This window comes from uncultured Parabacteroides sp. (genome assembly GCF_905196875.1).
Classification (GTDB): Bacteria; Bacteroidota; Bacteroidia; order Bacteroidales; family Tannerellaceae; genus Parabacteroides.
This window is the reverse complement of sequence record NZ_CAJJWO010000010.1, coordinates 52,149-65,308: the sequence shown is the minus strand read 5'-3', so window position 1 is coordinate 65,308 and position 13,160 is coordinate 52,149. Positions and strand designations below refer to the sequence as shown.

The 13,160-nt window shown below is 44.7% G+C and carries 9 protein-coding genes; 8 read left to right on the top strand and 1 reads right to left on the bottom strand.

The window, feature by feature from the left end; genetic code table 11:
• Window positions 1-23: 23 nt before the first annotated feature.
• From recQ to mutL, 8 genes are all read left to right on the top strand, one after another.
• Entirely contained in the window at window positions 24-2,204 is a 2,181-nt protein-coding gene (gene recQ, locus QZ076_RS05930) for a DNA helicase RecQ (protein WP_075558858.1), read from the top strand.
• Window positions 2,205-2,408: 204 nt separating this feature from the next.
• Window positions 2,409-3,884: an IMP dehydrogenase gene (gene guaB / locus QZ076_RS05925; RefSeq protein WP_293711158.1), complete on the top strand. Its 1,476-nt coding sequence runs from the start codon at window positions 2,409-2,411 to the stop codon at window positions 3,882-3,884.
• Window positions 3,885-3,993: 109 nt separating this feature from the next.
• On the top strand, window positions 3,994-5,580 hold the full coding sequence (locus QZ076_RS05920; protein ID WP_365324759.1) for a peptidylprolyl isomerase: 1,587 nt from the start codon (window positions 3,994-3,996) through the stop codon (window positions 5,578-5,580).
• 13 nt (window positions 5,581-5,593) lie between these two features.
• On the top strand, window positions 5,594-6,448 hold the full coding sequence (locus tag QZ076_RS05915; RefSeq protein ID WP_293711140.1) for a peptidyl-prolyl cis-trans isomerase: 855 nt from the start codon (window positions 5,594-5,596) through the stop codon (window positions 6,446-6,448).
• 21 nt (window positions 6,449-6,469) lie between these two features.
• On the top strand, window positions 6,470-7,834 hold the full coding sequence (locus QZ076_RS05910) for a peptidylprolyl isomerase (RefSeq protein WP_293711139.1): 1,365 nt from the start codon (window positions 6,470-6,472) through the stop codon (window positions 7,832-7,834).
• A complete protein-coding gene (locus QZ076_RS05905; RefSeq protein ID WP_293711137.1) occupies window positions 7,831-9,459 on the top strand; it encodes an OstA-like protein in 1,629 nt (542 codons plus the stop codon). The genes QZ076_RS05910 and QZ076_RS05905 overlap by 4 nt, the downstream gene beginning before the upstream one ends.
• Before the next feature lie 25 nt (window positions 9,460-9,484).
• Window positions 9,485-9,790 (top strand): hypothetical protein, encoded by a 306-nt coding sequence (locus QZ076_RS05900; RefSeq protein WP_293711135.1) that lies wholly within the window; start codon window positions 9,485-9,487, stop codon window positions 9,788-9,790.
• Window positions 9,787-11,685 (top strand): DNA mismatch repair endonuclease MutL, encoded by a 1,899-nt coding sequence (gene mutL / locus QZ076_RS05895; RefSeq protein ID WP_293711133.1) that lies wholly within the window; start codon window positions 9,787-9,789, stop codon window positions 11,683-11,685. Before QZ076_RS05900 ends, mutL begins: the two co-directional genes overlap by 4 nt.
• A gap of 132 nt (window positions 11,686-11,817) precedes the next feature.
• Here mutL and QZ076_RS05890 read toward each other — a convergent pair whose 3' ends face one another.
• The gene (locus QZ076_RS05890) at window positions 11,818-13,146 is read right to left on the bottom strand and encodes a M56 family metallopeptidase (RefSeq protein WP_293711131.1); all 1,329 of its coding nucleotides are present in this window, start codon (window positions 13,144-13,146) and stop codon (window positions 11,818-11,820) included.
• Between the last annotated feature and the right edge of the window lie 14 nt (window positions 13,147-13,160).

Sequence of the window (13,160 nt, the reverse complement as noted above, 5' to 3'; positions counted from 1 at the left end):
CGGTTTGTAAAATATAAATAAGTATGGCGAAGAAGGATAGTTTAACTGAGCATTTAAAGACTCATTTTGGTTTTGATACCTTCAAGGGGAATCAGAAAGCTATTATTGAAAATGTGCTGGCCGGAAACGATACTTTCGTATTGATGCCGACCGGTGGAGGTAAGTCCCTCTGTTACCAGTTGCCTTCTGTTATGATGGAAGGTACGGCAATCGTTATATCTCCTTTGATTGCCCTGATGAAAAACCAGGTGGATGCCATGCGTAATTTCAGTGAGGAAGATGGAGTAGCTCATTTTATTAACTCTTCACTGAATAAGTCGGCTATCGACCAGGTGAAGGCGGATATTATGGCAGGCCGCACGAAATTATTGTACGTTGCTCCCGAGTCGTTGACGAAGGAAGAGAATGTCGATTTCCTGCGCAATGTGAATATTTCATTCTATGCAGTAGACGAAGCACATTGTATCTCTGAATGGGGACACGATTTCCGTCCCGAATATCGTCGGATACGTCCTATTATTAATGAGATAGGAAAACGTCCGTTGATAGCGCTTACGGCAACTGCTACTCCGAAAGTACAACATGATATCCAGAAGAACCTGGGTATGATAGATGCTTCAGTTTTCAAATCCTCCTTTAACCGTTCTAATTTATATTACGAGATTCGTCCGAAAGGTCCGAATATTGACCGCGAGATTATTAAGTATATTAAAGCCAACGAAGGTAAATCGGGTATTGTCTATTGTTTAAGCCGCAAGAAGGTGGAAGAGTTTGCCGATATTCTGAAAGCAAACGGAATTAAGGCGCTTCCTTATCATGCTGGAATGGATTCAGGGCAACGGTCTGGAAATCAGGATGCGTTTCTGATGGAGAAAGCAGACGTTATTGTGGCTACTATCGCATTCGGTATGGGTATTGATAAGCCGGATGTGCGTTATGTGATTCATTATGACATCCCCAAGAGCCTCGAAGGTTATTACCAGGAAACAGGACGTGCCGGCCGTGATGGCGGTGAAGGCCAGTGTATTGCATTTTATGCATACAAAGACTTGCAGAAACTGGAGAAATTTATGCAGGGCAAACCTGTAGCGGAGCAGGAGATCGGTAAACAGTTGTTGCTTGAAACAGCTGCTTATGCAGAGACATCCGTATGCCGCCGCAAGGTTCTGTTGCATTACTTCGGTGAAGAGTACCTGGAAGAAAATTGTGGAAATTGTGATAATTGTTTGAACCCCCAAAAGCAAGTGGAAGCGAAAGAATTGTTGAGTGCAGTACTTGAAGTGATAAGTACTTTAAAAGAAAAATTTAAGGCAGACTATATTGTCAATATGTTGGTCGGAAACGAGACCTCCGAAATTCAATCTTACAAACACAATGAACTGGAAGTCTTCAGCTCCGGAACGGATGAAGATGAAAAGACGTGGAACGCTGTTATTCGCCAGGCGTTGATCGCTGGTTATCTGACAAAGGATATCGAGAACTATGGTTTGTTGAAGATATCGCCAAAAGGAAAAGATTTTATGAACAAACCGGTATCGTTCAAGATAACGAAAGATAACGAGTTTGAAGAAGAAGAGGAAGAAGTTCCTGTGCGTGGTGGTGCTACCTGTGCGGTCGATCCGATTCTGTACTCTATGATGAAGGATTTACGGAAGAAGCTGTCCAAACGTCTGGAAGTACCTCCTTTCGTAATATTCCAGGATCCGTCTCTGGAAGCTATGGCTACCACTTATCCGGTGACATTAGATGAGTTGCAGAACATTCCGGGTGTAGGTGCCGGAAAAGCTAAACGCTATGGTCAGGAATTTATTACGCTGATCAAAAAACACGTAGAGGAAAATGAAATCGAGCGACCGGAAGACTTGCGTGTACGTACGGTTGCCAATAAGTCGAAACTGAAAGTGTCTATCATTCAGCGTATCGACCGTAAGGTGGCTTTGGATGAGATCGCATTGACCAACGGACTTGAATTTAACGAACTGCTCGACGAGATCGAAGCGATCGTTTATTCGGGGACCCGTATCAATATCGACTATTTTGTGAATGATGTCATGGATGAAGATCATATTGAAGATATTTATGAATACTTCAAAGATTCCGAAACCGACGATCTGGAAGATGCGATCGAAGAGTTGGGTAACGACTACACCGAAGAAGAGATCCGTCTGGTCCGCATTAAATTTTTGTCGGAGATGGCAAACTAATCGGTTGCCGTATTCGTTCAAAACAAAAATGGCTTCCTTTCTGTATTAAACAGAAAGGAAGCCATTTTTGTTTTCATCCGGTAGAAAATACTTTTCCATTCGGATGAAAATATATTTTCTACCGGAAGGAATTATTTATTATGGTTGTATAGTTCCCGGAAAAACCGTATATTTGCGCGCAATAATTTTTAAAGCATACGTTTTATGTCATTTATTGCAGACAGGTTAGTTATGGACGGATTAACATTCGATGATGTATTGTTAATCCCTGCTTACTCAGAAGTTCTTCCTCGAAATGTCGACCTCTCGACAAAGTTTTCACGAAACATTACATTGAATATTCCGATGGTATCGGCGGCCATGGACACGGTTACCGAGGCAAAGATGGCTATTGCTATTGCCCGCGAAGGCGGTATCGGCGTTATTCATAAAAACATGACGATCGCAGAACAGGCCAAGCAGGTTCAAAGCGTTAAGCGTGCAGAGAACGGAATGATTTATGATCCTGTGACGATCACAAAAGGAAAACGTGTGGCCGATGCGTTGGCTATGATGGCGGAATACAAGATCGGTGGTATACCTGTGGTAGACGAAGGCGGTTATCTGGTAGGTATCGTCACCAACCGTGACCTGCGTTTCGAAAGAGATATGAATCGTTCGATCGATGAGGTGATGACGAAAGAGAACCTGGTGGTGACTGATCAGTCTACCGACCTGGAAGCTGCCGCCCAGATCCTTCAGAGACATAAGATCGAAAAGCTGCCAGTTGTGGACAGTCACAATAAATTGATTGGACTCGTTACCTATAAAGATATAACAAAAGCGAAAGATAAACCTTCTGCCTGCAAGGATGCCAAAGGGCGTCTGCGTGTGGCGGCCGGAGTGGGTGTGACGTTTAATACATTCGAACGTGTAGCTGCCCTGGTTGAAGCTGGTGCCGATGCATTGGTTATCGATACGGCTCACGGTCATTCCAAAGGAGTAGTGGATGTCCTGAAGCAGATTAAGGCTCAATATCCGGAAATCGATTGTGTGGTAGGTAACATCGCTACCGGAGATGCTGCCAGATACCTGGCCGATGCAGGTGCCGATGCCGTAAAAGTGGGTATCGGACCGGGCTCGATCTGTACAACCCGTGTGATTGCCGGAGTGGGTGTGCCTCAGTTGTCGGCTATCTATGACGTGGCGAAAGCATTGGATGGAACAGGCATTCCTTTAATTGCCGATGGCGGACTTCGCTATTCGGGAGATATTGTAAAAGCGATTGCTGCCGGCGGATCATCTGTTATGATGGGTTCCCTGTTAGCCGGTGTGGAAGAGTCGCCGGGTGAAACTATTATCTTTAACGGACGTAAGTTTAAATCATATCGTGGCATGGGATCGCTGGAAGCTATGCAGAAAGGTTCGAAAGACCGTTATTTCCAGGATGTGGAAGACGATGTGAAGAAGTTGGTTCCGGAAGGAATTGCTGCCCGTGTTCCTTATAAAGGATCTTTATTTGAAGTGATCTATCAGATGGTAGGCGGTCTGCGTGCCGGTATGGGATATTGCGGAGCTCATAATATCGATGAGTTGCATAAGGCTAAATTTACCCGCATCACGAATGCCGGTGTACAAGAGAGTCACCCGCACGATGTGGCCATTACGCAGGAAGCACCCAATTATAGCCGCGGCGAATAATAAATGCGGATAATTCCCGTTATATAAAAAACACTAATTTAATCCGATAGCATACTTTTTAAGGATGTTGTCCGTTAGATTAGTGTTATTTTTGTAATGTCTACGTAGTATGATAAACAGATTTTTGATGAAAAAGTTACTTGTATTATCTTTGGTATTCGCTTGTTTAACAGGAGAAGCGCGTAATTTGCCTGACTCTGTAGTGATGACTGTGGCCGGTAAGCAGGTCCCTCTTGCGGAATTTGTTTTTATGGCTAAGAAGAATGGTGAAGTAAATTTGGCAGACCGTAAGTCGCTGGAGAATTATGTGGAACTGTATAAGAACTTCAAACTGAAGGTTACCGATGCAGAGACTGCCGGGATGGATAAGACAAAAGAATTTACAGATGAGTTGGAGGGATACCGCGCACAATTGACTTCAAGTTATTTATCTGATAAGGATGGTGAAGAAGCGGCAGTTCGTGTAGAATACGAACGACTGGGTGAAGTGATGGAATTAAGTCATATCCTGTTTCGTTTGCCGGAGCACACCGTTTCGAAAGATACAGTGGCCGTATACGAGAAAGCCCTGAAAGCATACCAACGTATTAAGGGAGGAGAAGATATTGCTGCTGTCGGTCGTGAGCTGAAAGAGGAAGATCCTGAAAATACCGGTTATGAATATACCCGTTGCCTGTTGCCGATGCAGACGATAAAAGCGTTTGAAAACGCAGTCTATTCCATGCAGCCGGGTGAGTTGTCGATGCCTGTACGCACTACCCTTGGATTTCATATTATAAAACTGCTTAGCCGGAAACCTAATCCGGGTATGCGTCATGTCGCTCATGTCCTGATCCCTTTCCAAAAAGATTCGGTAACGCGCAGCGAAAGCGAAACACTTGCATTGGCGGACGAAGTTTATAAAAAAGCACAAAACGGAGCCGACTTCGGCGAGTTGGCGCAAGAATATTCTTCCGACGGTGCGTCTGCCAGAAAAGGGGGAGAGCTGCCCTGGTTCGGTGTCGGCGAAATGGTTGAACCGTTCGAAAAAGCGGCATTTGCTCTGACTACTCCTGGCGAGCTGTCACAGCCGGTAAAAACACGTTTCGGTTATCATATTATCAAACTAATCGGAAAGAGTGGCATTCCTTCTTTTGAAGAAAAGAAAAAATCCTGGTCGAAGATAATGGCACAGGGCGAACGTAATTTCGAATATTATAAAGCATTCGACGAGCGTTTGAAGAAAGAATACGGATATAAATTCTATCCGGAAGCATATGCAGAATTGGTTGCTCTTTGCAATGATAACTTCCCGACAGACAAGGAGTTTTATGAAAAAGCAAAGGATATGAACAAGACCTTGTTCCACCTGGCAGATACCGATTTTCCACAGAGCGAATTCGCTTACTATATCCAGCGTTGCCCGTTCTCCACAAAAACATATGCAGGAGACTTCATGCAGGAAGTGTACGATCTCTTCATCCGCGATATCGTTACGACAGCAGAGCGTAAAAACCTGATGACAAAACACCCTGAATTCACGCATTTGATGCAGGAATATCGTGATGGTATTTTGTTATTCAATATCAGTAATGAGAAGATCTGGAGTAAACCGGCTGCAGAACAGACCACTCTGGAAGAGGAGTGGGTGAAGCAGCTGAATAAAGAGTATCCTGTTACTATTAATTGGAAATTGTTGAAAAAACTAAAGAAATAAGAAAGAGAAGGTTATGAAGTATTGCTTCATTTTTATAGCATTCGTATCTTTGCTGTGTTCTTGTAAACGGACCCAGCAAACCGACGATGCGGATGTACTGGTAAGAGTGAAGGACCGGACGTTGAAACGTTCGGAAGTGGTTAGTCTGATTCCGCGGGGGATATCCTCTGCGGATAGTTTGTTGTTAGCCGAAAGCTTTGTAAAGAAATGGGTGAAAGATGCCCTGGTTTATGAAGTCGCTCAGCGGAACCTCGGAAACGAGAAAGAAGAGGTTGACAAGCTCGTGGAAGAATACCGCCATTCGCTGATCCGTTACCGTTATCAGGAACAATTGATAAAAGAAAAGTTGTCAGCTAATATCCGAGAGAGCGATAAGCTGAACTATTATGAAGAGAATCAGAAAAAGTTTACCCTTGATAAGGCCCTGATCAAAGGTCTTTTCCTGAAGATACCGGTGGATGCTCCCGGTCTTTCTGATGTAAAAGGGTGGTATAAATCGACTTCTGAGGCCTCTTTGGAAAAAATAGAGAAGTATAGTGTGCAAAATGCCACTATTTATGACTACTTTTACGACAAATGGGTGGACTTTGACGAGGTGATGGATAATCTTCCCGTTCATGTGTCTGATCCGAACGCTTATCTGAAAGCGAACAAGTTTGTGGAAGTAGCCGATAGTAGTTATTGTTATCTGCTGAATATCAAGGAGTATCTTTCGGTAGGAAGTGTCGCTCCATACGATTATGCAAGTCCGCAGATCACGGAAATGCTTATCAACCAGCGGAAAGTTGATTTTTTGAAGACGTTTGAAGAAGAATTATATAATGATGCAGTCAGAGGAGGTGATGTAAAATTTTATACAGAACCGTAATTTGTAACTTATAAAGTAGATATGATGAAAAAGATTTTAACTGTATTCTTTCTTGCCTGCTTATCTTGTGTGGCAATGGCACAGGATAATGTGATTGATGAAATAGTGTGGGTGGTAGGAGATGATGCGATTTTACGTTCGGACATAGAAACGCAGCGTTTGTATATGCAAAACGAAGGCCAGCGTCTGGACGGCGATCCCTATTGTGTGATTCCGGAGCAGATGGCAATACAGAAGTTGTATCTGAACCAGGCGAAGATCGACAGTATCGAAGTCGGTGAAGGACAGATTATCCAGGCTGCAGACCAGTGGGTCAACTGGGCGATCAACCAGATCGGCTCACGGGAAAAAGTGGAAGAATATTTCGGAAAGAAGATCTCGCAGATCAAGGACGAGCGTAAGGATATGATTCGCGAACAACAGATCACGCAGGAAATGCAGCGGAAACTGGTCGGTGAGATCAAATTGACTCCGTCCGAGATCCGTAAGTTCTATAACCAGTTGTCGAAAGACAGTCTGCCGACTATCCCGACAACAGTGGAGGTGCAGATCATCACTTTCGAACCGAAGATTCCGTTCGATGTGACCGATGCTATCAAAGCCCGTCTGCGTGATTTCACGGAGCAGATCAACAGTGGTAAGATGGAATTTTCCACATTGGCCCGCTTGTATTCGGAAGATCCGGGTTCGGCTGCCAGAGGAGGCGAACTGGGTTTCATGAGTAAGACAGACTTGCTACCGGAGTTTGCCAATGTCGCTTTCAACCTGTCTGATCCGAAGCGTGTATCACAGATCGTTCAGACTGAATATGGTTACCATATCATTCAGTTGATCGAGAAACGTGGTAACCGTATCAATTGCCGTCATATCCTATTGAAGCCGAAAGTTTCTGAAAAGGAATTGACTGAGGCGACTGTTCGTATGGACTCCTTGTATACCGACTTGCAAGCAAATAAGTTCTCGTTTGAAGAAGCTGCCACATTCGTTTCGTACGATAAGGATACCCGTAACAACAAAGGGTTGATGGTGAATCAGAACCATGAAGGAAATAACTTCGGTACGCCTAAGTTCGAAATGCAGGAACTTCCGCAGGAAGTGGGTAAAGTCGTTTATAACATGCAGGTTGGCGAGATTTCCAAACCGTTTACCATGATATCCGACAAACAGAAAGAGGTAGTAGCTATTGTCAAGTTGAAGTCACGTACTGAACAACATAAAGCAAATCTTTCAGACGACTTCCAGGCTATGAAAAACCTGGTAGAACAGCAAAAAAGAGAAGAATTATTGAATGACTGGATCCTGAAGAAACAAAAAACGACCTATGTACGTATTTCAGAAGGATGGCGTAACTGTGACTTCAAGTATCCGGGTTGGGTGAAAGAATGAAAATTGTAAATAAGTTTTTTCTTACAGGTCTATTCTGTTTACTGACTGTTTGGGTATTTGCACAAACACAGGATTCTATTCCTGTCAGACAAGGAGAAACACAGCCTGTCGATACTGTCACTACTAAAAAAACGCTGGTCTATCTGTTGCATGCCGATACGGTGTCTTATGATAAGGAAGTGATGAAAGAGGATGCACAGTTTCTGCAAGGAGATGTGTGCTTCCGTCACGATAGTTCATATATGTATTGTGACAGTGCTTACTTTTTTGAGACAACGAACTCACTGGAAGCTTTCAGCAATGTGAGGATGGAGCAGGGCGACACTCTGTTTGTGTATGGTAACTATTTGTTTTATGACGGAGATACCCAGATCGCTTACCTGCGTGAAAACGTCCGTATGGAGAACGGTCAGGTAACGCTTTTTACCGACAGCCTGAACTATGAGCGTATTCCGGATATCGGATATTATTTTGACGGCGGTCTGATCGTCGATTCCCTGAATCAACTTTCATCGTTTTACGGACAATATTCTCCGGGTACGAAGCTGGCGATATTTAACGATAGCGTACGTTTGGAGAATCCTAATTTTACATTGTATTCGGATACGCTCCATTACAATACAGAATCGAAAATAGCGACGATATTAGGACCTTCTATTATTGTATCGGATAGTGGAACGATCCATTCTTCCCGTGGGTGGTACAATACGGAAACAAATACATCCTTACTGCTTGACCGTTCCGAAGTGTATTCGGGAAACAGAGTCTTGATCGGCGATTCTATCTCGTATAATCAGGATGCCGGTTTTGGGGAAGCATTTGGAAATATGTGCCTGGTAGATACGGCGCAGAAGGTTACTTTGGAAGGCCAGTACGGTTATTATAATGAACGGACGGAGTATGCTTTTGCTACCGACAGTGCCCGTTTCCTGGAATATTCGCAGAAAGATACCTTGTATCTGCATGCCGATACCCTTGAAATGTCGACACTCGATTCGACAGCTCGTGAGATAAAGGCTTTTCATGGGGTACGTTTCTACCGTATCGATATGCAGGGTGTTTGCGATTCGATGCAGTTCAATACCCGTGATTCCATATTATATATGTATGATAATCCGATTTTATGGAACGAACAGTATCAGTTGTACGGAGATACGATAGAAATTTTTATGAATGACAGTACGATCGAATATGCACATGTCATACAGTTTGCGTTTGCGGTGCAGCATCTCGATTCGACTTATTATAATCAACTGAAAGGGAACGATCTCAAAGCTTACTTTGAAGGTCAGGCTGTCCGGCAGATTGATGTGGAGGGAAATGCGGAGTCGATCTATTATCCGTTGGAAAGCGATGGAGCCAAGATCGGTTTGAATGAAACCAAGAGTGGTTTCCTTACGATCTGGGTAAAAGATAATAAGCTCGAAAAGCTTAAGATATGGCCGACCCCACTGGGTAATCTGACACCGATACCCGACCTAAAGCCGGAACAGAAAACACTGAAGGATTTTTATTGGTATGACTACCTGCGTCCGAAAAACAAAGATGATATATACACTGTGGTGAAGAAGAAAGTGGAAGACGCACCGGTTAGAAGTGACAATAAATTTAAACATGAGGAATAAAATTCACTATTAAATTTGTTAAGTTATGGCACTTTTCTCATTTTATAATATGCGTAAGCCCCGTCAATACGACCATAAGCCGATTTACTGGGATCCCCACAGAGAGGCTATGGAGGAACGCGTACGCAAAATAAAACGCGAGATGGGAATGGAAGAGTCGCTGGAAGAATATAAACCTCAGATAAAAGGAACCTTTGTCGAAGGAACTTCTCACCTGAAGAAAAGCCTCGACAAGGGGGACAATGCGCGTAGCCGTACATATAAGAGCGTTAAATTGCTTGTTGCTCTTGCGGTTCTGGGTGCATTATTCTGGTATTTGTTCTGGTCATGAGCGATATAATTCATTTATTACCTGACAGTATAGCCAATCAGATAGCGGCCGGTGAAGTTATTCAACGGCCTGCTTCCGTTGTAAAGGAACTGGTTGAAAATGCGATAGATGCAGGAGCTGGTCACATCCAGGTGAACATCAAGGATGCAGGGCGTACATTGATCCAGGTGGTCGATGACGGGAAAGGTATGTCTGAAACCGATGCCCGCATGGCATTTGAGCGGCATGCCACTTCGAAGATATCTTCTGCCGACGACCTCTTTTCGCTCCATACGATGGGATTCCGTGGAGAGGCCCTCGCTTCGATCGCAGCGGTAGCCCATGTAGAATTGCGTACCCGGTTGCAAGGCGCCGAACTCGGTACGAGGCTCTCGATGGCAGGTTCCACCTTGCAGGATATCGAGCCTGACGCCTGCACGGAAGGTAGTATTTTTTCTATAAAGAATCTGTTCTTTAATGTACCGGCCCGGCGTAAATTCCTGAAATCGAACGAGACGGAGTTTCGTAATATAATAAATGAGTTCGAACGGATCGCATTGGTGAACCCTCAGGTGGCTTTGGGGCTGAATCATAATGATACCGAGATATTTAATTTGCCGGAATCTGGTTTGCGCCAGCGTATTATAAACGTTTACGGCAAGAACCTGAACCAGAAGCTGCTTTCTGTGGATGCACAAAGCTCGCTGGTCACTATTTCCGGTTTTGTAGGCCGTCCCGACTCTGCCAAAAAGCGCGGGGCACTGCAATACTTTTTCGTGAACGGACGTTTCATGAAACATCCATACTTTCATAAGGCGGTTATGCAGGCTTATGAACAGTTGATCCCTCCCGGCGAACAACCCAACTATTTTATCTATTTCACGCTCGATCCTTCCACGATCGATGTAAATATCCATCCGACCAAAACTGAGATTAAATTCGAGAACGAACAACCTATCTGGCAGATACTGATGGCTGCCACCCGTGAGGCACTGGCCAAGTCGAGTGCTATCCCTACCATCGACTTCGATGTGGAGGACGCAATCGATATACCGGTCTATAACCCGGTCAGGGAGGCGGATGGTTTTAAGTCTCCTACTGTGCAACTCGACTCCGGATACAATCCGTTTAAGAGCTCTTCATCGTCCTCGTATTCGCCCTCGTCGTCGTCTTCGTCTCCTTCTTCAAAAAAGCAGGAGTTCGACTGGTCTCAACTTTATCAGGGATTTGAGAGTGACCGGGATGCCGTGCGTAAGGATCTGGAAATGATGGGTGAAGTATTGGAAACGGAGGAGGTGGAGACACCGGAACCCGTTAAGGTGGTTGCTGGTGACGAGGCTTTGTTTGCTGAGACAACTACCCCTTGTTACCAGTATAAAGGACGTTATATTATTACTTCGCTCAAGTCGGGATTGGCGTTGATCGATCAGCACCGGGCACATGTCCGTATCCTGTTCGACCAGTATTTGAATAATATCCGTCAACAGAAAGGAGCTTCCCAGCAGGTGCTTTTCCCGGAAATTATCGAGTTTACCGCGGCCGAGGCTGCTGTTTTGCCTGTGTTGTTGGAAGATATGCGTTTTATCGGTTTCGATCTCTCTAACCTGGGGAATAACAGCTATGCAATCAATGGCTTACCCACCGGACTGGAGAATGTGGATCAGGTTGTTTTGATAAAGGATATTGTTAGCCGTGCCATAGAAACGGGCTGTGAAGTACACGAGGAGATTTGTGAGTCGATCGCGTTGGCTTTGGCCAAGGCGGCTGCCATTCGTCCGGGGAAAGTGATGTCTGCCGATGAGATGGATCATTTGATCGCCACTCTTTTCTCCTGTCCGGATTCAAACTTGACACCCGACGGGAAAACGATTGTTTCGATGCTCACCGATGAAGAGTTGGAGAAGCGGTTTAAGTGAATAAATAAAAATATCCCTTTTTGAGAAGGGCTATGGGCATGTTACTTTTCTGATCGCCTGCCAGCATTTGGGAAAGTTTCATGCCTTTTTTGTGTCTGTCTCAAAAAGGGAATTATATGTTTAATCTGCTATTTATTGGAGCCTGAAGGTTACTGGAACAGTATAAGCAACCCGAACATCTTTTCCTTTTTCTTTTCCGGGAGTCCAGTTAGGCATGCTTTTGACTATCCGTATCGCCTCTGCATCCAATGCCGGAGTAGCGTTTCTTACTACCTTGACATCCGAAATGCTGCCGTCTTTGTTGACAATAAAAGTGAGTGAAACTCTGCCTTCTTCTTTATTCTTTACTGATTCTTCCGGATATTTGATATTTCTTGCCAGGTATTTTAGCAGTTCGTTTTGTCCTCCGGGAAATTCTGGCATTACTTCTACTACCTGATACACTTTGTCGTCTTCCGGTGGTAGCGGTGTTGCTACTTCCAGAGAGGAGACTTTCGGTGCAGGCACAACCTCTGTCTGTTGTACGGGAGTGGGGGTAGTTGCTTGCCGGTTCACGATCCGTGCCATCGCGTCGATGTTGTTGAGCAGCAATAAGCCGGCCGCCAGCGGTAGCAGTGTCAGGTACTTTACTTTCCCGACCCTGCCGGTTCTTTTTTTGTTTAACATAGTAATTCTCTTTTTTAATGGTAAGACACTGAAATTGTTATATAGTTTTGCTATAGCCCTATCGGGATGTTCCAGTCCGATCAGATGGTACTGGTATTCTTTCTTATTATATCCGGCAAGCATCACCTGTTCGTCTGCCAGATATTCATGGTTGCTGCCGATCTCTTTTTTCAGTAACCAGACAAAGGGGTTGATCCAACATAGGATACATACGATCTCTCCGAGAACCACATCGGCCGAATGAAACTGACGGACATGCGTCTTTTCGTGTACCAATATCTCTTCCAATGCCTGCGAGGTATGCGAATCCGGAGAAGCGAATATCCAGCCGAAGAAGGAATAAGGTTCTTCTCCTGTGGGTAATAGATGGATAGTTGTTCCGTTTATCTCTTGTTCCGGACTACCGAACCGGAGTCTGATTACAACGATCAGCTCCGTCAGGCAACGTAATAACAATACGGCAACACCTGCCAGATAAACCAGTAACAGGCAGCTTTCAGCTATAGCCTGCCAGGCCGGTTCGGTGGCTACCGAAGTGTTGTCGGCGATTGCTGCAGTTTTCAAAGGAAGGATCGTTGAATAGTAGTTTACAATCTCCGTCATGCTCTCACGGGAGGATAACCAGAAACTGATATCCAGCAGCGGGTAGAGGAACGCGATCAGGTAGACGGAAAGCAGGACGCCCCTGCGCAACCGGAAAAATGTGTCGTCCCGGAATAACAGGCGGTAGCAGATATAAAGGATTGCCAGCGCCAGGTTTACCTTCAGGAAATAGGCCAGTATCGATGTTTCCATAATGATTCGTTTTT

Excerpts from the sequence above, each read along its gene's own strand:
- recQ (WP_075558858.1), top strand. The coding sequence starts at position 24 with ATGGCGAAGAAGGATAGTTTAACTGAGCATTTAAAGACTCATTTTGGT.
- guaB (WP_293711158.1), top strand. The coding sequence starts at position 2,409 with ATGTCATTTATTGCAGACAGGTTAGTTATGGACGGATTAACATTCGAT.
- QZ076_RS05920 (WP_365324759.1), top strand. The coding sequence starts at position 3,994 with ATGATAAACAGATTTTTGATGAAAAAGTTACTTGTATTATCTTTGGTA.
- QZ076_RS05915 (WP_293711140.1), top strand. The coding sequence starts at position 5,594 with ATGAAGTATTGCTTCATTTTTATAGCATTCGTATCTTTGCTGTGTTCT.
- QZ076_RS05910 (WP_293711139.1), top strand. The coding sequence starts at position 6,470 with ATGATGAAAAAGATTTTAACTGTATTCTTTCTTGCCTGCTTATCTTGT.
- QZ076_RS05905 (WP_293711137.1), top strand. The coding sequence starts at position 7,831 with ATGAAAATTGTAAATAAGTTTTTTCTTACAGGTCTATTCTGTTTACTG.
- QZ076_RS05900 (WP_293711135.1), top strand. The coding sequence starts at position 9,485 with ATGGCACTTTTCTCATTTTATAATATGCGTAAGCCCCGTCAATACGAC.
- mutL (WP_293711133.1), top strand. The coding sequence starts at position 9,787 with ATGAGCGATATAATTCATTTATTACCTGACAGTATAGCCAATCAGATA.
- QZ076_RS05890 (WP_293711131.1), bottom strand. The coding sequence starts at position 13,146 with ATGGAAACATCGATACTGGCCTATTTCCTGAAGGTAAACCTGGCGCTG.